This window comes from Pseudoalteromonas sp. SR41-1 (assembly GCF_014164015.1).
Taxonomy (GTDB): Bacteria; Pseudomonadota; Gammaproteobacteria; order Enterobacterales; family Alteromonadaceae; genus Pseudoalteromonas; species Pseudoalteromonas distincta.
On sequence record NZ_JACJEK010000030.1, the window covers coordinates 1 to 23,879 of the forward strand.

Here is a 23,879-nt window from a genome sequence, read left to right on the forward strand (position 1 = left end):
AAACGAAACAGCGCCGATGATAGTGTAGCATTTGCTATGTGAAAGTAGGACATTACCAGGCTTCAAATTGTAGAGAGCCCGACTAGAAATAGTCGGGCTTTTTTACGTCTGCAGAAAAGTGAAATACGCGTAATTAACACCCACTCATATCGCGCCACAAAGATAGTGTAGCATTTGCTATCTGACTTTCTACCGCTGTGGCACTACGACATCCTACTGCGTAGCGCACCGACTTCAAATTGTAGAGAGCCCGACTAGAAATAGTCGGGCTTTTTTACGCCTGCAGAAAAGTGAAATGTGCGCAATTAATATACACTCATACCAACACCATCAAGTAGGGCGGAAAAATAGATCACTTAATTAAGCGAATTGGTATAAAAATAAAATTGTGAACTACCGAATTTACGTTTTCGGTTTGTGTAAGCAGTTGTTTAGGTGAAGTATCAAACAGAATTTATAAATTAGTTTGATTAGTTGATTATAACTCGTTAACTAACCACAGACTTAGCTTGTTTATGAGGGCAATGAATACTAATATGATTTCATGATCTTATAACTAAATCTATTGGCTTAGTTGTTTTAAAATTACTACCAATAATGATTGTGAGCTGTAACTTAAATGCCTTATGAAACATTTGTAGATGACTCTGCATCGCTAGTTGAATTTACCCGAGTTTACTTAGCTATTTTTTATACTTTTGTTGCCGGATTTTACACATTTAGAATTATTTATAAAAATCGAAATACACCATCAGGCGTTATTTATCCCGGTGATAAATTTTGTACTAGTTGGTGGAACCATATGGTTTTTAAGTTTTTCAGAGCTGCTATTTGGTTTGTATGTGTAGTGAGAGTGTTTGTACCTGAGTTAGATAGCTATCTTGGGCTATTCCCAATACTCAATGGCTGGCCAGGCGTATTATTTGGCGATGTATTATTGACCGCAGGCTTTATTTTAACGATGTTTGTACATTTTCAGATGGCAGCCCTTTGGCGTTCAGGAATTGATCCTAAGGGACCACATGAGCTTAAAACATCAGGATTATATGAATACTCTAGAAATCCGATGTATTTAGGTATCGTAGCAGCACAAGTAGGTTTCTTTTTAGCCTTACCTAGTATATTTAGTTTGATCTGCTTAGTGGTTGGTTTAATTGCTATATATAGACAAACTTTAGTTGAGGAAGCTCATTTGACCCATCGTTTTTCTACACAATATAAAGAGTATAAATTACTTGTCCCTCGCTGGTTATAGCTTGAGGTAAGGCTATAAGTATATTGAATGTAAATTAAGAGTTATGGGGTTTTCTATATTGAATTGTAAAAGGTTCACACGATAGACAAAAATTAGATCACTTCTTTTTGTTCTATGTATTTTCCCATAAACTCTTGTTTAGTAATTGCCTTTGAAAAGAAGTAGCCCTGAATATAATCACAAGCAAGCTGCTTTAATAGGTCATACTGTTTTTGTGTCTCAACTCCTTCAGCAACTACCATTACGTCTAGATTGTGAGCCATAGTGATAATAGCTTTCACGAGAGCAATACTATTATCGTTTGATTCTATATCGTTGATAAATGAGCGATCTATTTTTAAAATATCTATATCTAAGCGCTGTAAATACGCCAAGGAAGAATAACCAACACCAAAGTCGTCAATCGCAATATCTATATTAATAGTGCTTAAGCGTTTTAATTGTCGTTGTATTGACGAGTCGGGATCCATTAAAGTATTTTCAGTGACTTCAATTAAAATGGTGTTTGCGGGTAGTTGATACTTTTTACTTGCTACAATCCATTCATCCACCCAGCAACCAGCACGGTCAATTTCAAGAGGTGATGTATTCACACTGACTTGAATTGCCTTTTCACTTAAAACATTGAATTGGACGGTATCTTGAATTGCTTGAGATTTTACCCATTGGCCGATATCGTTTATTAATCCGTTTTTTTCAGCGACAGGTATAAATTCATTTGGCCCTATTAGGCCTCGTTCAGGGTGATTCCAACGAATTAGAGCTTCAGCTTTTGGTACTGATTTCCCGTCAATTGAAAATATAGGTTGGTAAAATAATTCAAATTGGTTTTTAACAATTGCAGTGCGTATCTCCTCTATTAGACGACGCTTTTCTGTGGCTTTTTCTTCTATAGCATAAGAGAAAAATTCATAGCGATTCCGCCCTTTATTTTTAGATAAATACATTGCTTGGTCAGCGCGTCTAACGAGCTCTTCTACTGTTAAACCATCAGCAGGGAAAAATGTTAAACCTATGCTTGCAGTAACATAGACTGTCTCTTTTTTTACTTTAATGCTCTGCATTAAGCTGCTTTTTACAGCTTCGGCAATTTTTGATGCTTCATCCGGGCTATTTACACCCTCTAAAATTAATGTAAATTCGTCACCACCTAAACGTGCGACTGTATCTTTAGTCGTTATACAACTTTGCAGTCTTGTGGCTACTTGGTGTAAGAGTAAATCACCGTAGTCGTGACCTAGGCTGTCATTTACTTCTTTAAAGCCATCCAAATCGATGAATATAAGGGCGAACTTCATTCCCTTAATACTTACTAAGCTTTGTAGTTTTTCGTAAAAATAACGCCTGTTCGGTAAGTCGGTTAATCCATCTTGGTAGGCATATTGTTGCAACTGAATATTCGCATTTTCAAGTTCATTAGTACGCAGTCTAACTTGGTTTTCTAATGAATTTTCTCTTTGCTCAATGTTGTATAACATTACATTAAAACAAGAGGTTAATTGTCCTACTTCATCTTGTGATAGCTGTTTAGCGCGTAAGCTATAATCATGTGATGTGGTTATTTTATTTGCTGTTTGAGCTAAATATAAAATAGGGTTTAAAAAGCGACGCCTTAATAAAAGAGATAAAATTAGGCTGATGGCAAAGGTGAATACCATCAAAATCATTATAAATTTAAAGTAAAAAGTAATTCTGTCTTGAATGTAGCTGTTGTTAGCGCGTATTTTTAATATACCGTAATCATGCATATCGAGCTGAAGGGGTGTACTTACTTCAATACTTTGCTCCATATTTTCATCTTCGGATTGCGCAATAACAAGTTGCTCACCAGTCATACTTGTTACCATTATACTAATAACATCTGAGCGTATAAGTATTGGGTTTATAAGCTCTTGCACTGCATCTATATCATCAAACATAAGTGCTGTAGTTATATTCGGTGAAAGCATTTTTGACAGAGAGCCCAAGCTTTCTATTTGTTCCTCTTTAGCGCTAGTGATTTCATAAGCACTAAATACAATGGTTACTGTCGCGGTTGATACAAGTGCAACACTCATTAAGATAAATAGTAATTTTTTGCTCATCGTATTTAATGCAAATAGTTTTTTCATTGCACTACCTATCTACAACGCGGGCAAGGCGTAGCACTTTTGAGCTCATAGTAATACCTGCATCTTTAAGCTGCTTCGGAGCAATTTCAAAGCGAATTTTACCACTGGAAAGAAAAAACCTGATATGACCGCCATTTTCAATAAATGTGTCTGTTTCACCAATGAGCATAACGTTTTTCAGTTCTAAAGGTGTTATGTTTTGCCATTCGATAAATGTATCAGAGGTAATAAATAGCATGTTACACGCCGAGGTTGTTACTTCATCAAGAGTGATTAATTTATTGTATAGAGGTAAGTTTTTTATAGTGCGACTTTTTAAAGCGTTGTTAGCCGCATCAATAAAGTATTTATCAGGGCTACAAATAATAAATTCATTAAGAGATTCTAAATGATAATCCCAGTGTCCAAAACGTGCAAAGTTATATAAGAAGCCTGCTTTTAGCATGTATTCTTTTTCAACAGCGCCAATGCTGGAACTAAAAAGTGTCAACGTTATTAAGCTACTGTGAATTAAACTTCTTAATTTAATCATCTAATTAACTTAGAAATTTGCTGAAATTGTAAATGTAATACATTCATCAATATAGTTTGGTAATGTATAGGTTTCGCCCGTATTATTGTACTCAATATGTGAACCTGCAAAGAGGTTTTTACCCGAAATTGCAGTAGACCACACAGGTGTTGCTTGCCAATTCCAACTAACATCTAACGTTGTGTAATTATCAGTGTTATATGCATTTGAGTTAATTGCGCGCAATGTCGCAAACACATTATGGTTGTTTAAAAAAGAATAATCGGCTTTTGCAAATAACTGCTTGTTTTTAGAGTCATAGCCGATTGCTGGCTCTACTCGAGGAGGTAAATCGTAGTTATAATCGGTGTAACTATAACCAAACTCAGTATTGAGGTTATCAACAGGTTGCCACGATACAACTAGGTCGAACCCTTTAGTGCTCGTGTCTGCTACAGATGCAAAGTCTAAATCTATGCGAGTCATTGTTAGTGCTTGAAATACTTCTGGGATTCTCCCTGCTAGAAATAATTCAAGTATAGGAGTGAATTGTTCAGCATGCGTATTCATATCAATAACCGCTACGTTATTAGCATCGGTATAATAAGTAGAAAGATCCAATGACCAATCGTTAGCAGTAAAACGGTAGCCTAATTCATAAGATAGATAGTTTTCTGATTTAACTTTGTCGTTACCATTTAGGTAGGTTGCAATTCGGTAGTCGTCTATTTGTCCAAAGCCAGAGCTTAAACCGGTAAGATCTTTAATTTCAGTACCATTAACTTTAAAGTTGTCGTTAAATTCAATCAATGTTGGTGTACGTACACTTCTCGATATAGCACCCCAAGTAAGGTGGTTATCTACTGGTTTGTATATAAGCCTTGCTGACGGTTGATTTTCCCAGCCAGTTAAATCGTTATGATCAAGCTTAGTACCAATAATAAAATCGAGTGTATCAGGCGTCACATTGTATTGAGCTTGAACAAGTGCACCAAACTGTTTGAGGTTATCAAAGTTTTTATCGCTATCTAAAAATACACTTTCTGCGAAAGAGATAGAGTTATACCGGTAGTTTAATCCCCAATCTAGCTGTAGAGATTGGTATATGAAGTTCATTTGATAATCAATATCTATCGATTCAAAATCTTCTTTAATATAATCTTGGGAACCATTTTGTTTCAGCCAAGAAATTTGTAGCATTTGATTGGCATCGGGCGACACTCTGTTTTCAAGGCGTGCCATTATGCGTGAGTCTGTTCGCTTTAAATCATCTGAGAATGAAATGTTTTCGTTGGTTTTATCTATAACACCTCGGTAGTTTTGACCAAGTGTTGAGTGAGTAACGTCCCCCTGTAGTAGCGCAGACCACTCATCATTAGGGGTAAAGTCAGCCCGAAAACCTAAAGAATTTTGTTTAGTTGTATCGTTAGGTGCGAGTAAGATCCCTTTTTTTGATTCATTCGCATCTTTTACATGACCATACACACGGTAGCTGCCTATGTTACTTATATCACCACCGTAACGAAGATTTGCATCAACATTTATTTGATTACCAGTTGTTACGTTTGCGTATCCACCGCGAGTATCAATACTGTTTTTAGTAATGATATTAATCACGCCATTATTTGCGTTACTACCCCAAAGTAATCCGCCTTGTCCGCGTATTACTTCAATGCGCTCAATGTCATACAAAGGAACGTTGAGTGTTTCCCAATAAACTGCAGCAAATTTTGGGGTATATAAGCTTTGTCCGTCAATCATAACCAATAGTTTGCTAGAAAATCGAGAGGCAATACCTCTTGATGAAATAGCCCATTGATTGTTATCGAGCTGACGTACAATTAAATCAGGCACCATTTTCAGTGCTTCAGGTACTGATGTAGCACCAGAGTTAGTAATTTGTTCTTTACTTAATACATAAATAGATGAGGCGGTATCAAATGCTGATTGTGCTCTTTTCATCGCAGAAGTTGCTTGTACATCCATGCCCATTAAAGCATCAAGATCGAGGTCTTTATCTTCAAACGGCTCGGCCGTTAAGAGAGGGCAAACAAAAAGTAATGGCCAAAACAAACGTTGTGATATTTTCACCCAAAAGTCTCCAGCGCAATCAAAAATCAAAAACAGTCTTTGTTTTTGTAATACATGTGATATCACACAATATTAACATACATTAACAGTGTAAAAGCATAAATGAGATTAACTCAAGGTAGCTAATTTTGTAGTAGTTAAAAGGTCTAATTTCGCCCAATTGAACTGTAAAAATATAGTTAAATGAACTTTATAAGTATATTTATTAAAGAGTCAGTAAAATGTAAATAGCTGATAGTTATATGTTTATATACGACTTAAAATTTAGTCTATTTCAGAATAACTTCAAAGTATTTATGGTTATTAAATATTTAATCTTAACTTTTTCGTGTCATGCTTCTCAAAGCAATATTAATTATATGGGCACAATTTATACCTAGCCCTGTGTTATCTGCGATTGTGGTTTAATTATCTTTGCTTTTGTTAAAGCTATATAGAATACTTAAATTTGCTTGGTTTTGCTTTAAAGGCACCAAAGTATGATAAAAAATGAATTAATTAATGTAGAAGAAGTACTCGATTTAATGCTTGATGCCGTTTGTGTGGTAGATAAACAAGGCACATTTGTTTTTGTAAGCGCAGCATTTGAGCAAATTTTTGGTTATACGGCCGACGAAGTTGTAGGCAAAAAGATGATTAACTATGTTTACGAAGGTGATCATTACAAAACGCATAACGCCGTAACTTCGCTATTGTCTGGCGAAACGGTAAACCCTCGCTTTGAAAACCGCTGGATGAGAAAAGATGGTCAATTAGTCCATATATTATGGTCTGTTCGTTGGTCAGAGCAACATCAAGTAAGAATTGCAGTAGCGCACGATATAACTGAGCGAAAAGTAATGGAAGAGCAGCTCCATTACATGGCTCGGCACGATGTGTTAACTGGTTTGCCTAATCGCTCTTTATTGATGGAGCGATTAGAAAAAGTAATTATTAGTGCAACTACAAACAACACATTTTTTTCTTTACTGTTTATAGACATAAATGGCTTTAAAGCAGTAAACGACACCCACGGACACGAAACTGGCGATAAGCTTTTATGTGCTATAGCAAAAAGGCTTTCAGCGTCGGTTAGGCATTACGACACAGTAGGGCGTTTAGGTGGAGACGAATTTTTAATTATTTTAGATAATTTAAGTTCTAGCCACGAAACCGTCAGAATAAAAAATAAAGTCCTCACTGAGTTTAAAGCTGTCTTTAAGTTAGATGACGTACTACTAAATATTTCACCTAGTATTGGTATTGCAAACTACCCAGAGCACGGCCAAACAGATCACGAACTTATAAAATATGCTGATCAAGCTATGTACAAAAATAAACAACAAGGCTTAGATAACGTAACCTATTTACCTTAAAAAATTATGCTGAACTACCACCTTAGACAGCTCATCTTCACAACGCCCTTAACTACAATACATTACTTACCGCCACATTTTTAATAGCGGTTTTCCAGCGCTGCGTTAAAAACCTATAAATGCTCTTACAGCAGTTTGTAGGTAGTTCCTTGATAAATAAACTGCACAAGTTATGTCTGGGTGATAATGAAGGCAATTACCGTATAGGCAGTAATACATTTTTTACTAATGATGCAGGCGAAAGCAAAGTTTCGGTCACTGATTACGCAACAGCAATGGTTGATGTAGCGCAAAATGCAGCGCACGTAAATCAGCATATTAGTATTGCCTACTAATATGGTTACTAATCAAAAGCGTTTGATTATTTTGATATAACAATACTGGCTCACAAGGCTAAAATAATTTAATCTGAGCGTATTAATTCTTATTAAATTATTTGCCTTATGAGCCTTCTTTTTTCTCTTGCGTTAGCAAGCCTTCCCGCTTTACCTGAGCCTGTTGCAAATAATGCTGTGGCTAAAGTTATTGTAAAAAACCAGCCCTACTTTTTAAGCTTTATGGGGCTGGGGCGCGATAAACAATACTCGTCAGTGCATAACAAAGTGTGGACGCTTAAAGTTGGCGATTCACAGTGGCAATCTAAAACTGGTGTGCCTTCAAGCTTGCCATTAAAAGGGCGCTTAGCAAGCACCGCAGTCGGCTTAGGCGAGTACGCTTATGTGTTTGGCGGTTATACGGTAGCAGAGGATCATACTGAAGTTTCAAGCCCCGACGTATATAGGTACGACGTAATAAAAGATACCTACACTCACCTTGCTAGCATGCCAGTACCCGTAGACGATAGCGTAGCGCTGAGCTACAAAGCGCGTTACATTTATCTAATTAGCGGTTGGCATAACGACGGCAACGTAAACTTAGTACAAGTATACGACACGCAAAATAATACATGGCAACAAGCCTCGCCATTTTTAGGTGAGCCCGTATTTGGCCAAGCCGCTGCTATTAGTGGTAACACCATTGTTATTTGTGATGGCGTTAAAACACAAGCTAATCCTGATTCGCGTCGCTCGTTTGCAGGTGTAGCACAGTGCTTAAAAGGCACAATAGATTCAACTAACCCACAAAAAATAGATTGGCGTACCTTGCCACATCCAACAGGCACTGCTCACTACCGAATGGCAGCCACCAGCTATAATGGCAATATTTATATGATGGCAGGCTCTAATAACCCATATAACTACAGCGCAATAGGTTACGACGGCAAACCTGCACCAGCAAGTGACCATGTTTGGCGCTTTAGTATCGAAAAAAACGAATGGCAGATTTTATCCCCAGTTGAAGTAAAGAGCATGGATCATCGTGGCTTACTTGAGCACAGTGGGGTTTTATATCGAATTGGCGGCATAGATAATAATCAGCAAGTAAGCGCTAACGTGCTCGGTTACGAGGTTGAAAAGTGAACACTCTTTACATTACAGGAGCGGGAGTCAGCGCAGCCAGTGGTATTCCCACCTTTAGAGGGGAGGATGGTTATTGGACCATTGGCAGTAAAAATTATACGCCTATGGAAATGGCAACGCGCGCAATGTATCAAAACGCCCCAAAAGAGTTTTTAGCATGGTATTACCATCGCTTTGCAACGTATCGCAACCATGGCCCAAACGACGTACACCATTGGCTAAGTGACAAAAACCTAATTACTCAAAACATAGATGGGCTTGATGGCAAAGCGGGTAACAAAAATTACATAGCGATACACGGCAGGCTTGATCAAATGACCTTATTTCATGAGCAAGGTGAGCCAGTCACGCCACTTGCCACCCCGTGGGATAGCGTAGACGAAAACTGCCTGCAAGAGTCTCTTTTTGAGCTATTTAATATTCAAAACCAAACGCCTGAGCTAAACCATTCATTTAAGCCCTTTGTTTTATTATTTGACGAATACTACACCGAGCTTTACAGAATAACACAAGCACAACAGCGTATGCTCAACGCCGATAAAATTGTATTTATGGGCACCTCGTTTAGCGTCAATATTACGCAAATGGCAATTGAAATAGCCCGAAATTACGACATTCCTGTTGAAGTGGTTGACCCTGAACCTGCACATATTTTGCACGCTAACGTCACATATAAAAAAATGAATGCATTAGATTACATTCAATCTAATTAATAAGTGCTATATTTTAAAGGGGTTGGTAATGTTTTCTTAAATATTACAATCTCTTTATATAATATTAACGAGTCAAAAATGTTATTATTATCCTGATTATAACAATACTAAAGAGATCTGAATGAGCGACTTAACTGCAATAGCAAACTTGTCCATTTTACTTGTAGAGCCTTCAGAGGTTCAGCAAAAAATAATAATAAAATCGCTTTTAGAAAGTGGTGTAAAACAAGTTGAAACTGCATCTACACAAACACAAGCGCTTAGCTTATTAGCAAGTTATCACCCTGATCTAGTTATAAGCTCTATGTATTTATCTGACGGGACAGCCGACTCACTATTGCAAGAAATAAGATCAAACCCTATCACCGAGCATCAACCTTTTATGCTTATATCGAGCGAACGTAATAAAAAATACCTTGAGCAATTACGCCAATCGGGTGTGCTGGCTATTTTGCCTAAGCCTTTTAGCGCAAAAGCCATTACCCGCGCACTCAAAGCAACCCTCGATATTATAAGCGAAGAAGAAGTAGAACTTGATCATTTTGACGTAACGCTGCTGCGAGTTTTAGTGGTAGACGACAGCCGCTTTGCGCGTAAACACATAATACGTGTACTTGCAGGGATGGGAATACCTGCACCAATAGAAGCTGAAAACGGTAAAGAAGCTATTGAGCACTTGAATAACCAACCGTTTGACTTAATAGTAACCGACTACAACATGCCAGAAATGGACGGGCGAGAACTAACAGAAGCCGTTAGAAGCTCAAATAGCTACTCACATATTCCTATTTTAATGGTGAGCTCAGAAGCCAACGAAACGCACCTAGCTAATATTGCTCAAGCGGGAGTTGATGCTATTTGTGATAAACCGTTTGAACCGGCCACAGTGCGAGAATTACTGTATAAAATAATGTCTTAAAAGTAAGTACAAGCGTAGGACGGTTATTATTTGGCCTACGCTCATCTTTAAAATACATTTACTATTACAGTTTTCCTAATCTATAAATGAGTAATGCCGTTTTTTTAATGTTTTTATCAAGGCTGGTTAAATCGGCTGTTTCGTTTTTAGTGTGCGCACCGCTGCCCATTAAGCCTAAACCATCAAGTGCCATATCAACATGGTTTGCCGCAAACGAAATATCAGCCGCACCTGCATTGCGTGGGTTGGCGGCTACTACTTTGTTGAAGCCTAAGTCGTGGCTTGCGTCGCTGTATAATTCTAATAGCTTTTTATTGCCATCAGTTAATGCCATTGGCGGGTAACCGTCTTCAAAAATAAGCTCTGCTTTACTGCCATTTAGACTGTTGCTAGCAATAAGTTGCATTGATCTTTTTGCGTTTTCTAATTGTTTTGGTGAAAGTGCGCGTAAATCACCTGCTACATGCACGGTTTGTGCTATTACGTTGCTTTTACCAAACGCCGTTGCTGACGAATTAGCACTGTCGTAATCGGCATTTGTACCGCCCACAATAAGCCCCGGGTTAAACGTTAAATTAGGTTGCGTGGCAAGTTGCTCTCTAAAATCATTTAAAATACGTGATGCCTCGTAAATAGCGCCATAACCAACGTTTTCGCTAAATATTTGCGAAGAATGCGCCGCATTTGCCGTTACGTTTAGCGTCCAACCGGTATAACCACGGCGCGCCGCCATAGCTGTTTTTATATTGTTATCGCCATTTTCATAACCAAGCGCTACGTCAGCCCAAATTGCCGCATCAACAATAGCTTGTTTAGATAAGCTAAGCGGGCGACCGCTGCTTTCTTCATCGCCGGTTAGTAACACTTTTATGCTTACATTTTCGAGTAAATTAAGGGCTTGTAAGCTTTTAAGTGCAGTTATTATTACCGTGTTACCGCCTTTCATATCGGCTACACCTGGGCCACTGGCCGTATCGGCATCAAGCTGTTTGTAGGTAGTAAAGTTATCGTTTTTGGCAAATACCGTATCTAGATGGCCGATCATCAGTATTTTTATTGCATCGGGGTTTTTACTTTCATGCGTTGCCAGTACATGCCCTGCGCGGTTAAACGCACTGCCATCAAGCCATTCTACTTTAAAACCTATGGCTTTAAGCTGCTCGCTTGTCAGCGCCCCTACTTTTTTTACACCTTCAATATTAAGCGAACCGCTATTAATATTTACGGCTTGCTCTATTTCTTTAAGTGCATGGGGAATGTTTTTATCGACCTGTTTTACTATTTCACGCTCGTTTTTATCAAGCGCCGCATGGCTTGTAAGCGGTAAGGTACTAGCAAGTGTGAGAATAAGTGCATAGCTAAATTTTAAAAATGACATAACAGCATAATAAGTGAGAAATAAGAGTATTTAATATGAAGTAAAAATACACAGTATTCAATAGAAGGTGATTGTGATTTTTAACTAATTTTATAAGCAATAACGAGTTACAAGTTTAAGGGTTAAAGGGTGAACGTGTTATTAGTTTAAACACAGGTACTTAAAATATAATCTTTTAATTAATAATCAAGCTGCATAACTAAACAGTAATTTGTCTGATATTACTGATCTCCACCATTTTGGGGTTTTGCTGCATTTAGAAAAGGTAAGGCGAATCTAACTAACTGTTTACAGTTGTTTATTTTATAGCTAGGATAAAATCATTGTAATATAAAGACATTTGTCGGTTTGTAAAACGACAAATGTCGTAGACTAAATTGTTAGGTGTTTTCATCAATATGCGATTATTTTCAACTATCATTCTTATAATTTTTAGTGGCTATTCTTTAGCTCATAAAAATACTGGGTTAGAGATTCAATCGGACGGAGCACTCTTTGGCCTTCCTAAAGCATACGAACCTTCCTCATTTGATCTTAAAACTTTTACTGTAGAAGTTGCAGGTAAAAAGTTGTCAATTCCTGAGTGTGTAAAACATAAAATTGGAGTTAGTAAAAAAGGTGATTACGCTTTAGATTTTTCAGCTTCTTGGTATCATAACTCGACGACTTTGCCGCCATATATAAAGATTAATGTCATACCTACAAACGGGAAGTTTGAGTATCATATGCTGTTTAATTTGGATAACCTAGAGTTAATAAGTGCAAAAAAGACTGATAAGTGGAGTGATATTATTGGTTTTCGACACTCTAGGGTGCCAATAGAATTTTCTGGTGATTGCCTTAAATCCATTAAAATAGTTTCGGCTAAATAAACACCTAACAAGAAATTAAACAAGGACAAAAAACAGTTGGTTTTTGCTCCTTCGTCGCTAATTTTAACCAACTATTTTTTGCCTGTTAATTGGGCGTTATACGCACAAAGGACATGTAGTTGAATAACGAAGCTGTTAAACCAAAATACTTAAATTACACTGAGATATTGGGTTTTAAAATTCCTTTAGTGTGGTGTTCGTTAGCTATGTTAATTGGCCTAATATTTCATGAAGTTGTAGAAGCTATTTTAGTACCGCCGCTAACGTTATTGATGGTTTATATTTGTCATAAAATAACCACTGTGTTCCTGAGCTTTCAGGAACACAGTGGGATTTTGAGTGAGAAAGTTTATGGTGTGATAATTAGATTCATTTGGTTTAGTGCTGTACTTGGATTTTTCATATCTCTTTTTAGTGCCGCTTTTGAATCTGTAAACAACGAAGTAAATTTTGAATTTTTCAATGGTGTTTTTAGTATTGTCTATTTTGGTTTTGCTTTGGCAGCGGCTAATAAGTGGGGTAAAACCTATGTTCCCAAACATTAGCGTAATATGTGCGTATAACAAAAACATCAACTGGGAAACTACTCGCTGTAAAGCGCTCGTATTTTCCAGTTATATTAAGCGTTATGTGGCATGGAGTCAGCATTGAGTCAATTTGAACTAATTATAGGGTTGATAATCTGGGTATGGATATTCGTAAGCTCATTTCTGTTTAATTATTTGGAAAATAGTTGCATTGATAACATGCAAAAACATTCAGACTCAGAAATAGAGAACCCAAGTAAAAATTCTTGGATAAACCCTTTTGGTGGTTTTAAAAATTTATTGTTTTTTATTACCTATAAGCCTAAAACTTCTGACTCTACAGGTTTTGTTGTAGCGGCTAAAAATGGGAAAGTATTACAAGCGGTGTACTTCATTCAACTTATTTGTGTTGTTGGTGTATTTATAGCTTTTAAAGCTTAATAAAATTTACAGTACACTGCCACATAACAAGACGATCCAATAAGGACAAAAAACAGTTAGTTTTGCTCCAGCGTGAATTACAGTGACACCCAATCTAAATCTTGTAATGCTTTAAAAACGCTTAGGGTTAATTAAAGGAGATCATTTTTTAATTGAATTTGGCTGTTGGAGTTATTTTACAGTCTCGTTAGTTGCCAAGGATAATAATGAGAACATTTCAGCTTTTAGGTTTTATACTTGCGATTGTTGGGTTTATTTTAGGCTACGTGATGCTAGCCCCAATTGATGGTGAAGCATCCGACGCTTCAGCAGGAGGTACAGGCATAGGCATTATGTTTATGGTGTTACCTATACTTGGTTGGTCTGCGTTAATATTAGTGCCCTCTTCAGTAGCATTGTTCAACCATGAAGTAAGAGAACGCACTTATTTCAGAGGCAATTTTTGGCTAAACCTTTGGAAAGTAAACCTAATTATTTCTTTTGGATATATTGCCGTTGTCTTATATTTTGCTTACATATGGTTTAAGGGCAGCATTGGCAATTAATAAGACTTTAAATGCGTAATACCTTTAATTCATTCTTACCTACTAACACCTAACCCAAACTAAGTACTAATAACCATCAGGTTTAACACCATTAGCATTAAACCTGACAGCCCGAACTCAACCAATCAACGTTAATTAGTCGGCATTAAATAAATCTCGCGTACGCTGTTGCGCTGGTTTGCTTCAATAGCAAACAGTACGGCGTCGGCTACATCTTGTGGGTCGAGTTTGTCGGGCTTAGCTTCATCAAAAAACGGGGTGTTTACCATGCCTGGTGCGATGGTAGTACATCGGCCGTTCCACTCGCTCATTTCCTCTGCTAAGTTTTGTCCAAAGCCATAAGCAAACCATTTAGTTGCACCGTAAATAGAGCCTCCAATTGGCTTACGGCCAGCGGCAGAGCTGGTTAATATAAAGTGACCTTTGTTTTGGCGTAAATGCGGCAGTGTTAATTTAGCAGTCCACAGTAGGGCTTTAATGTTTATATCAATCATGGTTGACCATTCATCGGGGTCACCTTTTTCGGTGCCTGCGGTTGAAACACCCATGCCTGCGTTAGCAAAGGCTACATCTAATCGGCCAAACTTTTCAATGCCTTTGGCAACTACGTTTTCAAGCGCGGTAAAGTCGGTTGCATCTGCAGCTACGCTAAGTGCGTTATTTGAGCCTAATGATTCAACTAATTTAGTTAATTTGTCTTCGCTTCTGGCGGTTAAAATGACTTTGTGGCCATTGTTAACCAGCGTTTTTGCGGTTGCTTCGCCAATACCGCTTGAAGCACCTGTAATGAGGACTATTTTTTCTTTCGCCATGATTATTTCTCCTATGTTTACATATTCAAAATTATGAGAATAGTTTTACTAATGAGTGGGTCTTAAATGTATTTCTCTGATGTTATTACGCTGATTTGCCTCAATGGCAAATAGCACAGCATCGGCAACATCTTGCGGGTATAACTTGTCAGGTCTTGCTTCATCAGTAAAAGGGGTATTTACAGCGCCAGGGGTGATGGTTGTACAACGCCCATCCCATTCACTAATTTCTTGTGCTAGGTTTTGAGAAAAACCATAAGTAAACCATTTGCTTGCACCGTATATAGAGCCTTTAACAGCTCTGCGACCAGTTGCTGAGCTAGTAATAATAAAGTGTCCTTTGCTTTGGCGTAAATGCGGCATTGTTAGTTTTGCAGTCCACAGTAGGGCTTTAATGTTTATGTCGATCATGGTGGACCACTCATCGGGGTCGCCTTCTTCAACCCCTAAAGTGTCTAGCCCTTTACCTGCATTAGCAAAGGCAACATCTAAACGACCAAATTTTTCAATGCCTTTAGCAACAACGTTTTCATGCGCGGTAAAGTTGGTTGCATCTGCGGCTACGCTAATGGCGTTATCTGAGCCCAATGACTCTACTAATTCAGTTAATTTATCTTCGCGTCTAGCGGTAAGTATTACTTTATGACCATTGTTAACCAGCATTTTTGCGGTTGCTTCGCCAATACCACTTGAAGCGCCGGTTATGAGTACTATTTTCTCTTTTCCCATAGATAACCTCTTTTGTGAACCTTGAAAGCTTAAAATAACCATACCAATAAACGATTAACCTATATTGAATAGGCGCTATAAATTAGCCGTAAATAGGCGGGCTTTACGTATCAAAAACTATAGTTTTAACGGTATTTTTAAAGTTGAAATAAGTGATTAAAAAAGATAGGTTTAAATTTTTTATTCTATATACTCGCGCCACTTCTTTTGAAGTCGGTTTTTATTAGATTTAACCATTATTTTGCTGAGTTTCAGCCACATTTATCGGAACAAACATGAAAGATAAACTTTTAGCGTTTTGGCAAAGCCATTCAGAAACAATCATCACTTTAGGGTACAAAGTGATTTTAGCGTTGGTGATTTTAGTTGCGAGTGCCTTAATTGCACGCTCGGTTAAAAAAGCGATTAAAAACTCTAAATCTCCATTAAAAAGAGTAGATAGTACGCTACTCCCGCTTTTATCGAGTATTGCTGGTTATTTAGTTTATATAATTGGCGGGCTATTTATTTTAGATATTTTTGGCGTTAATACGGCAAGCTTAATTGCGCTAATGGGCGCTGCAGGTTTAGCGATTGGTTTAGCCCTTAAAAATACGCTGAGCAATATTGCTGCGGGTATTATGCTGCTAATACTCAGACCTTTTAAAATAGGCGACTTTGTTGATGCCAGTGGCACGCTTGGTACTGTGAGTGAAATAAACCTGTTTACCACTATTTTTAAAACCACCGACGGTCTTTATATAGCATCGCCTAACGGCAAAGTATGGGGTGGCAATATTAAAAACTTTACCCGTAATGGCAAAAGACGAATGGATATAGTGGTGGGTATTTCGTATGCCGACTCTATTGATGTTGGCTTAAATGTACTTAAAGAATTAGCCGCATCAGAGAGCCGATTACTTGCAGAGCCTGCACCTAAAGTAATGGTGACATCAATAGGCGAAAGCGCAGTAAACATTCAATTACGTGCGTGGGCTGTTAATGGTGATTATTGGCAAACCGTGTGGGATTTAAATAAACGTGTTAAAGAAGCAATTGAAGGCGCTGGGCTGAGTATTCCGTTTCCGCAGCGTACGCTGCATTTATCGGAGTCGATGGCGTCGGCAATAACTGTTAACAAAGATGCTTAAATATGTATTAACATAAACACGAATAAAAATAGCGAGCCTTTGCTCGCTATTTTTGTATTAGCCTTTGTGCTGACGAGGTATTAACCTTCTAATTGAAAGTCGTACACTGAGCCTAAATTTAGTAGTTGTGTAAGCTCATCAAGTGCTTGGTAGCTTTCGGTGAGTAGGGCTGAATCTGCAAAGTCACTTGCGCCTAATTTGTCGCGGTAGTTACGTTTTGCCCAGTCACACAGTTGTGTGTATTTAGTATCAGTTAAAATAACCTCAGGGTTTACCGCAGCAAGTTCTTGCTCGTTAAGGGCTACACGTAAACGCAAGCACGCAGGGCCGCCGCCATTTTGCATACTTTGGCGTAAATCAAAAAACTGCACTTGGTTTACTGGGTTATCAGCCATAATCATTTCTTCAATGTAGGCGTTAACCGCGCTGTTGCGTTTACACTCTTGTGGTGCCACTAACAGCATTGAACCATCTTCAAGGCTCACTAGTTGGCTATTAAATAAGTAGCTACTTACAGCATCGGTAATACTTACTTTATCGGTAGGTACTTCAATAATATAAAATTCTTTATTGCCCACATACGCTTCGCGAATATCTTGCAGTGCCAGAGCTTGGTTTAAAAATGCTTGCTGGTGGCACAGTAATACGTTGGCGTTACCTACTGCAATTACATCATTATGAAACACACCTTGGTCTATTACGTCTGGGTTTTGCTGTAGTAAAATTTGGCTTGAATCTTTTAAGTTATGTAAACGACAAATTGCTTCTGAGGCTTCGAGTGTTTGCCTTGCAGGAAACTTAGCGGGTTTTGGTAATTGGCTGTTAAACGCGCTGGCACCAAATACAAACATTTCAAGGCCCTGCTCGCCGTGGCTGTCACAAAAACGAGTATGGTTTGCTGCACCTTCGTCGCCAAAAAAGCCTTGGTCTGGCAAATGGGTATGGTGCGCAAAGTATTTGTCGTTATTAAACATAGCCTTTAATAAGCGCGTAGTGGTTGCTGGCTCTAATGAACGATGAAACTTATTATTTAAATTAGCTGAAGTAAAATGTACTTTGCCGTCGGTTGTATCAGGAGATGGCGATACCGTAGCAGCATTGGCTGTCCACATTGCAGACGCTGAATAACACGCGCGTAATAAAATTGGGTCAGCTTTAAATGCTTTATGAATTACCTGTGCATCATTACCGGTAAAGCCTAAGCGGCGCAGTACGTTTAAGTCGGGGCGCGCATGAGGGGCAAATACACCTTGGGTTAGGCCTTTGTCGTGCATGGCTTTCATTTTTTCAAGGCCTTGAAGCACTGCCTCTTGAGGATTTGAAAAGCTTGCTGCGTTATTTAACGAAGCAACATTACCATACGATAAACCAGCGTAGTTGTGAGTAGGACCCACTAAGCCATCAAAATTAACTTCCAAAGCGTTCATACACGTTCCAACTAAAAATTTTCAATAGGGTGCAACAATACAACGCAATAGGGTTGCTTGCAAAGCTATAAACGCAGTGTTTTTACTAATTTTTGATGTTTTTAAATGGGGAATTTATTACAAGGGAGTTGTTTTGATATTGAACGATTAATTTGAAGTTTAACTAAAATGTACATATAAATTTCATAGTGTGTAAAAGCTTAGCCTAAAGTAGGTTTATACATTTAAGCTTTATGCCAAGCCTTTACACAATACGATGTTACTTAACATAGGCGCGTTCTTTATCAGCGGTTGTATGGGTATTTGTTGGATCATTAACTTGCCAAACGCTAATATCTAAACGCCATAAAAGGTAAAGGGTATGGTATAAATTGAACATGGTTTTTCCTTGGTATTTTCACTGAACACATCAGTTTATTGGAAGAAGTATGCCAACATTAACTTGAATATTTTATGAATAAAAATCAGGTATTTAGTATTTAAGTGTAAATACATACTTAAGGATTAGCACCAAAGAGGTGAAGCACTACTAAAAGATGCACCAGTGTGGTGTGTTTTTAGCAAAAAGCCCTGCAACTATTGGGTCACTTAAATGTGCAAGGCTTTTTAAAAATGTAGTCACTTAAAAAGTAAATTAACGGCCTACTTTTCCTTTTACTAAAGGCTCGAACGACATTACTTTAAACTTGCCGTGGCTTTGATTTTTGCCATTATTAAGCACCGGAGAATTATGTAAATCGTCAACGGTAAAGTATATTTTATGATCGGCTCCGTAACTAAAGCCATCAGGCCAGCTCAAACGTTCGTCTTTAAATAATACTTCGTAGTCGCCAGTGGGTTTAACTACGCCAATTGCGCCATTGGTTATGTCGGTTACATATACGTTACCGCCGCCATCAACAATAATACCGTCTGAAATTGGCTTAGTGCCGTAACGCGTAACTTTGTCTTCAAGCGCTTTAGCCGAAAGGCTCTCGTTATTTATATCGCTGGTGGCAATGCGGTAAACCGACGTGCCCGACATAGATCCAAAGTAAAGCCAGTCTTCGTTAGGGTCAAGCGTAATAGGGTTAACACCTAAGCGGGCAGGTTGGCCGCCAAGGCTCATTGTACGCCCATCAATAACCATATCGATATTTTCGGCTGTGGTGTAATGGCTATTTTGTAACACTCTGCGTGCGACACCTGTTTTAAGGTTAACCGTAATAATAGCGGCTTGGCTGCCTTGGGCTGTATCGGCAATGTATACAACGCCATGTTTATTATCGATGACTAAATCGTTTAAAAACGAGGTGTCGGTAATGGTCGGTTTAGCCAGATAAATAATTTTATGTAGTTGCTCTTTGTTTGTATCCCAGCCTACTAAGCGCCCAGCATGATCGGGCCCTGAAGTGTCGAGCATCCATAATACACCATCGCTTGATACGTTTATGCCAAGTACGTCGTAAAAACCTTTACCGTTATTGTACGCGTATGCCCACTCTTCATTAGGATAGGGCTTAGTTGTACCATCGCTTAAAAGCTCCATAATTTTTTGCTTTTGGCCAAAAAAGCCATGCACAGATAAAAACTTTCTGCCCGATGGGGTAATAGCAATGTTGCCCGGAGGGTGCTGCGCATCAAATGTGGCTACTGTTTTTAAATCAGCATTTTGATTATCGGTATTAGCAGATACGGCGTTGCTACCTAAAAGAGCCGTGCTACATGCCGCTGCTAATAGTAATTTTTTAATATGAGTCATTTTTAAAACCTTTTAAAACCTTTTAAAACCTTTTAAAACACGTTTATTGTTTAAAAATTAAGAGCCTAATCGGCTAAGTCGTTTACTACTAAATCGAGCAGCTGCATCAACTGTTTCGCTTGTGTTGCATCTACACTATCAAATTTACATAAAATATTTTTAGGAATATCGGCTGCTTTTAACTTAAGTGATTGGCCATGCTGGGTTAGCTGAACTAGGCGTTTGCGTTTGTCGTGCTCATCTTTAATAACAGCCAGTAATGATTTGTCGCTCATTTTTTTGAGTATTTGAGTCATTGCACCACCATCTATCGCGGTTTTATCTACTAGCTCTGCAATTGTTATTTCGTCTTGCTCCCACAGCGCCATCATTACTACGTATTGCGGGTAAGTTAAATTTAGCTCGTTTAAAGGCTCGCGATACGCACGCGCAATGCTGTTAGATGCCATATATAACCGATGACATAACTGATTCTTTAACTTTAATTGCTCAAACGGCATAACGTTATCCTTTATTTCGATACATGGTATTTTAATTTGCATGCAAAGTATTTGCAATCTCTAATTACTTGTTCTATTATTTTGCACACAAACTAAATTAATTACTAAACTTTGGAGTTCATTATGAATGTATTACAAAACGTAGCTTACACAGCAAAAGCAACTGCAACTGGCGGCCGCGAAGGCGTAGCTAAATCTGATGATGGTCGTTTAGATGTAAATTTATCAACACCTAAAGGTTTAGGCGGAGACGACGGACAAGGTACTAACCCTGAGCAATTATTTGCCGCAGGTTATGCCGCGTGTTTTATTGGCGCACTAAAATTTGTAGCAGGTAGCGAAAAAATAGATTTACCAAGCGACACACATATTGACTCACAAGTATCTATTGGCGCGATTGAAGGCGGTTTTGGTATTGCAGTAAAACTTGCTGTATCACTAGGTGATATGGATAAAGCTGCAGCGCAGGAGCTTGTAGATAAAGCGCACCAAGTATGTCCATATTCAAACGCAACACGTGGCAATATTGAAGTAGAGCTTTCAGTTATTTAATTAATTGCTAAGTTAACTAATACTGTAATAGCCCAGTGGTTTTGCCACTGGGCTTTTTTGTGCGTGGAGTTTAATAAAAATGAGTCGTTAAATAAACATACAAAAAATCATATATTCACTATTCCATATATTCTGTTTTTGTTTTATTGTATGTGCAATAAAACTGCGAGGACAATATGGAACAATTCAACCCACTTCAATTTTATAAATGCCTAGCGGACGATACGCGTTTAAAAGCAATGCTGCTCATTAGCCATCAAGAAGAGCTATGTGTATGCGAACTGGTTACTGCACTTGAGCTAAGCCAGCCTAAAGTGTCTCGCCATTTAGCGCAGTTAAGACAATGCGGATTGTTGAGCGACCGTAAACAAAATCAATGGGTTTATTACAGTATTAATAAAGCCCTACCAGAGTGGGCTAAAAATGTATTAACGCAAACGCTTACTGCTAACCCTTCATTTTATGAAAACGATTTAACGCGCTTAAATGTTATGGGTAATCGCCCTGAACGTATTACTAGCTGCTGTAACTAACTTATTAAAGGTATTTAATTATGACTATTAAAGTAGGTATTAACGGTTTTGGCCGTATGGGACGTTTAACTCTGCGTGCAGCAGTTGATTGGCCAGAAATAGAGTTTATTAAAGTAAATGATGTAGCGGGCGATGCTAAAACCCACGCACATTTAATTGAGTTTGACTCAGTACACGGGCGCTTAGCACAACAGGTTTCTAGTGATGATAATAGCTTTAGTGTGGGTAAGCATACGATTGCAGTTACTAACAACAAAGCCATAAACGAAACTGATTGGTCTGATTGCGATGTAGTAATAGAAGCCAGCGGTAAAATGAAAACCACAGAGCTGTTAAATCAATATTTAGCGCAAGGTGTTAAGCGTGTTGTGGTAACCGCACCTGTAAAAGAAGACGGTATTTTAAATGTAGTAATGGGTGTAAACGATGATCTTTATAACCCAAGTGAGCATAACATTGTTACAGCCGCCTCTTGTACTACTAACTGTTTAGCGCCAATAGTAAAAGTACTGCAAGAAAAAGTGGGCATTAAACACGGCTCAATGACTACTATTCACGACATTACTAATACTCAAACGATTATTGATGCCCCTCATAAAGATTTACGACGTGCGCGTTCATGCGGTACAAGTTTAATTCCTACTACAACCGGTAGTGCAACGGCTATTACGCATATTTTTCCTGAGCTTAAAGGTAAATTAAACGGCCATGCCGTGCGCGTACCTCTTACTAACGCATCAATTACTGATTGTGTTTTTGAGCTCGAGCGAGGTGTTACACAAGACGAAGTAAACACGTGGTTTAAAGACGCTGCAAATAACGAGCTACAAGGTATTTTAGGCTACGAAGAAAAGCCGCTTGTATCTATAGATTACAAAACAGATCCGCGCAGCTGCACTATTGATGCGCTTTCAACCATGGTAATTAACAACACTCAACTTAAACTATACGCTTGGTACGATAACGAGTGGGGTTATGCAAACCGTACTGCTGAGCTAATGCTTAAAGTTGCACAAAGTGATTTGGTTTAATCTCGTTTAAAAAGGTTTAACGCTATGTTTGCGCAGTTGGCTAACTTACCGAGCTCTATAAAACAATATTTAATAATTACTAGTAACTATTGGGCATTTACTTTAACTGATGGTGCGCTACGCATGTTGGTGGTGCTGTATTTTCATCAGTTAGGTTATGGTGCATTTGCGATAGCCATGTTGTTTTTGTTTTATGAAATATTTGGGGTGTTCACCAATTTAGTAGGTGGTTGGCTTGGCGCGCATTTAGGGTTGAACAAAACCATGAATGTAGGGCTTGGGCTACAACTTGTAGCTTTAGCCATGCTTTGCGTGCCAGGGGATTGGCTAACCGTTGCCTATGTTATGGCAGCGCAAGCACTGAGTGGCATAGCAAAAGACTTAAATAAAATGAGTGCAAAGAGTGCCATTAAGTATTTAGTACCACAAGACGATGCAGGGCAAAGCCAATTATATAAATGGATTGCCATACTTACCGGCTCTAAAAATGCTTTAAAAGGGGTGGGCTTTTTTTTAGGCGGCTTATTACTAACTGTATTTGGTTTTGTGGGCGCATTAATAAGCCTAATTGCATTACTTAGTGTTGCGTGGGTTATTAGTTTAATTTTTTTAAAAGGCGATATTGGTAAAGCTAAAAACAAACCTAAGTTTAAAGAATTATTTTCTAAATCGCGGGCAATTAACTTACTTAGTGCAGCGCGTTTATGCTTGTTTGCAGCGCGCGATGTATGGTTTGTAGTTGCACTACCTGTTTACTTAGCCGCTCAGTTTAACTGGGATCACTGGTGGGTCAGCGGCTTTATGGCTTCGTGGGTAATTGCTTATGGATTGGTGCAATCGCAAGCACCGCGAATAACTGGGCAAGGTGATTCAAATTCACACTCAGTCAAAAAAGCATACTGGTGGGTTGCTTTATTAAGTGGCGTAACTGGCATTTTGGCGTTGTTGATGCAATTGGATATAGCGGTACATTTTACGCTTGTAATTGGCTTACTTATTTTTGGTGGTGTATTTGCTGTAAATTCATCGCTGCACAGTTACTTAATAGTAAGTTTTGCTAAAAACGATGGAGTGTCACTCGACGTTGGCTTTTATTATATGGCCAATGCGATAGGGCGTTTGTTTGGTACGGTGCTTTCTGGTTGGGTTTTTCAAGTATATGGGCTTAGTGCGTGTTTATGGGTAAGTGTGTGTTTATTAGTTTTAGCCGCAATTACAACAGCACGGTTAGCTAAACTTTAAAAAA

Annotated in this window: 24 protein-coding genes; 15 read left to right on the forward strand and 9 right to left on the reverse strand. The window is 38.3% G+C overall.

Translation table 11 applies throughout. From position 1 onward, the window contains the following. Window positions 1-619: 619 nt before the first annotated feature. The gene (locus tag H5118_RS19210) at window positions 620-1,255 is read left to right on the forward strand and encodes an isoprenylcysteine carboxylmethyltransferase family protein (protein WP_182711799.1); all 636 of its coding nucleotides are present in this window, start codon (window positions 620-622) and stop codon (window positions 1,253-1,255) included. 92 nt (window positions 1,256-1,347) lie between these two features. Here the strand turns inward: H5118_RS19210 and H5118_RS19215 are convergent, their stop codons facing one another. The 3 genes from H5118_RS19215 to H5118_RS19225 are packed head-to-tail and all read right to left on the reverse strand — an operon-like array spanning window position 1,348 to window position 5,968. Further along, on the reverse strand, window positions 1,348-3,366 hold the full coding sequence (locus H5118_RS19215; protein WP_182749756.1) for a bifunctional diguanylate cyclase/phosphodiesterase: 2,019 nt from the start codon (window positions 3,364-3,366) through the stop codon (window positions 1,348-1,350). 4 nt (window positions 3,367-3,370) lie between these two features. Next, the gene (locus H5118_RS19220; RefSeq protein ID WP_182197601.1) at window positions 3,371-3,898 is read right to left on the reverse strand and encodes a YfiR family protein; all 528 of its coding nucleotides are present in this window, start codon (window positions 3,896-3,898) and stop codon (window positions 3,371-3,373) included. A 9-nt stretch (window positions 3,899-3,907) separates the two neighbouring features. Next, window positions 3,908-5,968: a TonB-dependent receptor domain-containing protein gene (locus tag H5118_RS19225; protein ID WP_182749758.1), complete on the reverse strand. Its 2,061-nt coding sequence runs from the start codon at window positions 5,966-5,968 to the stop codon at window positions 3,908-3,910. 479 nt (window positions 5,969-6,447) lie between these two features. Here H5118_RS19225 and H5118_RS19230 point away from each other — a divergent pair, with 479 nt between their 5' ends. The 5 genes from H5118_RS19230 (at window position 6,448) to H5118_RS19250 (ending at window position 10,415) form a co-directional block, all read left to right on the forward strand. Beyond that, window positions 6,448-7,323: a sensor domain-containing diguanylate cyclase gene (locus tag H5118_RS19230; RefSeq protein ID WP_182197604.1), complete on the forward strand. Its 876-nt coding sequence runs from the start codon at window positions 6,448-6,450 to the stop codon at window positions 7,321-7,323. A 149-nt stretch (window positions 7,324-7,472) separates the two neighbouring features. After that, window positions 7,473-7,658 (forward strand): epimerase, encoded by a 186-nt coding sequence (locus H5118_RS19235; protein WP_024594980.1) that lies wholly within the window; start codon window positions 7,473-7,475, stop codon window positions 7,656-7,658. A 108-nt stretch (window positions 7,659-7,766) separates the two neighbouring features. Further along, a complete protein-coding gene (locus H5118_RS19240; RefSeq protein WP_182749760.1) occupies window positions 7,767-8,783 on the forward strand; it encodes a kelch repeat-containing protein in 1,017 nt (338 codons plus the stop codon). After that, complete coding sequence (locus H5118_RS19245; protein WP_182711793.1) at window positions 8,780-9,496, forward strand: Sir2 family NAD-dependent protein deacetylase; 717 nt, start codon at window positions 8,780-8,782, stop codon at window positions 9,494-9,496. Before H5118_RS19240 ends, H5118_RS19245 begins: the two co-directional genes overlap by 4 nt. A gap of 121 nt (window positions 9,497-9,617) precedes the next feature. Beyond that, window positions 9,618-10,415: a response regulator gene (locus H5118_RS19250; protein ID WP_182749761.1), complete on the forward strand. Its 798-nt coding sequence runs from the start codon at window positions 9,618-9,620 to the stop codon at window positions 10,413-10,415. Between the two features lie 64 nt (window positions 10,416-10,479). Here H5118_RS19250 and H5118_RS19255 read toward each other — a convergent pair whose 3' ends face one another. Then, complete coding sequence (locus tag H5118_RS19255; protein ID WP_182749763.1) at window positions 10,480-11,793, reverse strand: M20/M25/M40 family metallo-hydrolase; 1,314 nt, start codon at window positions 11,791-11,793, stop codon at window positions 10,480-10,482. Window positions 11,794-12,191: 398 nt separating this feature from the next. On the opposite strand from H5118_RS19255, the gene H5118_RS19260 reads away from it, so the two are divergent. The 4 genes from H5118_RS19260 (at window position 12,192) to H5118_RS19275 (ending at window position 14,178) form a co-directional block, all read left to right on the forward strand. After that, entirely contained in the window at window positions 12,192-12,665 is a 474-nt protein-coding gene (locus H5118_RS19260; RefSeq protein WP_182749765.1) for a hypothetical protein, read from the forward strand. Window positions 12,666-12,784: 119 nt separating this feature from the next. After that, entirely contained in the window at window positions 12,785-13,210 is a 426-nt protein-coding gene (locus tag H5118_RS19265) for a hypothetical protein (protein ID WP_182749767.1), read from the forward strand. A 201-nt stretch (window positions 13,211-13,411) separates the two neighbouring features. Continuing rightward, entirely contained in the window at window positions 13,412-13,633 is a 222-nt protein-coding gene (locus H5118_RS19270) for a hypothetical protein (RefSeq protein ID WP_101163131.1), read from the forward strand. Window positions 13,634-13,839: 206 nt separating this feature from the next. After that, window positions 13,840-14,178, forward strand: coding sequence for a hypothetical protein (locus H5118_RS19275; RefSeq protein WP_007586232.1), 339 nt, complete (start codon window positions 13,840-13,842; stop codon window positions 14,176-14,178). 131 nt (window positions 14,179-14,309) lie between these two features. Here the strand turns inward: H5118_RS19275 and H5118_RS19280 are convergent, their stop codons facing one another. After that, the gene (locus H5118_RS19280; RefSeq protein ID WP_182749769.1) at window positions 14,310-14,990 is read right to left on the reverse strand and encodes an SDR family oxidoreductase; all 681 of its coding nucleotides are present in this window, start codon (window positions 14,988-14,990) and stop codon (window positions 14,310-14,312) included. A gap of 48 nt (window positions 14,991-15,038) precedes the next feature. Then, complete coding sequence (locus H5118_RS19285) at window positions 15,039-15,719, reverse strand: SDR family oxidoreductase (RefSeq protein WP_182749770.1); 681 nt, start codon at window positions 15,717-15,719, stop codon at window positions 15,039-15,041. Between the two features lie 275 nt (window positions 15,720-15,994). Here H5118_RS19285 and H5118_RS19290 point away from each other — a divergent pair, with 275 nt between their 5' ends. Further along, entirely contained in the window at window positions 15,995-16,849 is an 855-nt protein-coding gene (locus tag H5118_RS19290; RefSeq protein WP_101216298.1) for a mechanosensitive ion channel family protein, read from the forward strand. A gap of 80 nt (window positions 16,850-16,929) precedes the next feature. On the opposite strand, the gene astB is transcribed toward H5118_RS19290, so the two are convergent. The 3 genes from astB to H5118_RS19305 form a co-directional block, all read right to left on the reverse strand. After that, a complete protein-coding gene (astB, locus tag H5118_RS19295) occupies window positions 16,930-18,276 on the reverse strand; it encodes an N-succinylarginine dihydrolase (protein WP_182749772.1) in 1,347 nt (448 codons plus the stop codon). Window positions 18,277-18,910: 634 nt separating this feature from the next. Then, a complete protein-coding gene (locus tag H5118_RS19300; RefSeq protein WP_182749774.1) occupies window positions 18,911-20,017 on the reverse strand; it encodes an L-dopachrome tautomerase-related protein in 1,107 nt (368 codons plus the stop codon). A 65-nt stretch (window positions 20,018-20,082) separates the two neighbouring features. Continuing rightward, entirely contained in the window at window positions 20,083-20,517 is a 435-nt protein-coding gene (locus H5118_RS19305) for a MarR family winged helix-turn-helix transcriptional regulator (protein WP_007377114.1), read from the reverse strand. Window positions 20,518-20,640: 123 nt separating this feature from the next. Here H5118_RS19305 and H5118_RS19310 point away from each other — a divergent pair, with 123 nt between their 5' ends. The 4 genes from H5118_RS19310 (at window position 20,641) to arsJ (ending at window position 23,875) form a co-directional block, all read left to right on the forward strand. Next, the gene (locus H5118_RS19310; protein ID WP_024595412.1) at window positions 20,641-21,069 is read left to right on the forward strand and encodes an organic hydroperoxide resistance protein; all 429 of its coding nucleotides are present in this window, start codon (window positions 20,641-20,643) and stop codon (window positions 21,067-21,069) included. 176 nt (window positions 21,070-21,245) lie between these two features. Further along, a complete protein-coding gene (locus tag H5118_RS19315; RefSeq protein WP_024595411.1) occupies window positions 21,246-21,602 on the forward strand; it encodes a metalloregulator ArsR/SmtB family transcription factor in 357 nt (118 codons plus the stop codon). A gap of 20 nt (window positions 21,603-21,622) precedes the next feature. Continuing rightward, window positions 21,623-22,633 carry an ArsJ-associated glyceraldehyde-3-phosphate dehydrogenase gene (locus H5118_RS19320; protein WP_182692576.1) on the forward strand — a complete coding sequence of 337 codons (1,011 nt, stop codon included), beginning with the start codon at window positions 21,623-21,625 and terminating at the stop codon, window positions 22,631-22,633. A 24-nt stretch (window positions 22,634-22,657) separates the two neighbouring features. Next, window positions 22,658-23,875, forward strand: a complete 1,218-nt coding sequence (gene arsJ, locus H5118_RS19325) for an organoarsenical effux MFS transporter ArsJ (protein WP_182749776.1) — start codon at window positions 22,658-22,660, stop codon at window positions 23,873-23,875. Window positions 23,876-23,879 lie beyond the last annotated feature (4 nt).

Coding starts and splice junctions, on each gene's coding strand:
- H5118_RS19210 (WP_182711799.1), top strand. CDS start 620: ATGCCTTATGAAACATTTGTAGATGACTCTGCATCGCTAGTTGAATTT.
- H5118_RS19275 (WP_007586232.1), top strand. CDS start 13,840: ATGAGAACATTTCAGCTTTTAGGTTTTATACTTGCGATTGTTGGGTTT.
- H5118_RS19310 (WP_024595412.1), top strand. CDS start 20,641: ATGAATGTATTACAAAACGTAGCTTACACAGCAAAAGCAACTGCAACT.
- H5118_RS19280 (WP_182749769.1), bottom strand. CDS start 14,990: ATGGCGAAAGAAAAAATAGTCCTCATTACAGGTGCTTCAAGCGGTATT.
- H5118_RS19300 (WP_182749774.1), bottom strand. CDS start 20,017: ATGACTCATATTAAAAAATTACTATTAGCAGCGGCATGTAGCACGGCT.
- H5118_RS19320 (WP_182692576.1), top strand. CDS start 21,623: ATGACTATTAAAGTAGGTATTAACGGTTTTGGCCGTATGGGACGTTTA.
- arsJ (WP_182749776.1), top strand. CDS start 22,658: ATGTTTGCGCAGTTGGCTAACTTACCGAGCTCTATAAAACAATATTTA.
- H5118_RS19305 (WP_007377114.1), bottom strand. CDS start 20,517: ATGCCGTTTGAGCAATTAAAGTTAAAGAATCAGTTATGTCATCGGTTA.
- H5118_RS19255 (WP_182749763.1), bottom strand. CDS start 11,793: ATGTCATTTTTAAAATTTAGCTATGCACTTATTCTCACACTTGCTAGT.
- astB (WP_182749772.1), bottom strand. CDS start 18,276: ATGAACGCTTTGGAAGTTAATTTTGATGGCTTAGTGGGTCCTACTCAC.
- H5118_RS19285 (WP_182749770.1), bottom strand. CDS start 15,719: ATGGGAAAAGAGAAAATAGTACTCATAACCGGCGCTTCAAGTGGTATT.
- H5118_RS19215 (WP_182749756.1), bottom strand. CDS start 3,366: ATGAAAAAACTATTTGCATTAAATACGATGAGCAAAAAATTACTATTT.
- H5118_RS19260 (WP_182749765.1), top strand. CDS start 12,192: ATGCGATTATTTTCAACTATCATTCTTATAATTTTTAGTGGCTATTCT.
- H5118_RS19230 (WP_182197604.1), top strand. CDS start 6,448: ATGATAAAAAATGAATTAATTAATGTAGAAGAAGTACTCGATTTAATG.
- H5118_RS19240 (WP_182749760.1), top strand. CDS start 7,767: ATGAGCCTTCTTTTTTCTCTTGCGTTAGCAAGCCTTCCCGCTTTACCT.
- H5118_RS19290 (WP_101216298.1), top strand. CDS start 15,995: ATGAAAGATAAACTTTTAGCGTTTTGGCAAAGCCATTCAGAAACAATC.
- H5118_RS19315 (WP_024595411.1), top strand. CDS start 21,246: ATGGAACAATTCAACCCACTTCAATTTTATAAATGCCTAGCGGACGAT.
- H5118_RS19220 (WP_182197601.1), bottom strand. CDS start 3,898: ATGATTAAATTAAGAAGTTTAATTCACAGTAGCTTAATAACGTTGACA.
- H5118_RS19270 (WP_101163131.1), top strand. CDS start 13,412: ATGCAAAAACATTCAGACTCAGAAATAGAGAACCCAAGTAAAAATTCT.
- H5118_RS19250 (WP_182749761.1), top strand. CDS start 9,618: ATGAGCGACTTAACTGCAATAGCAAACTTGTCCATTTTACTTGTAGAG.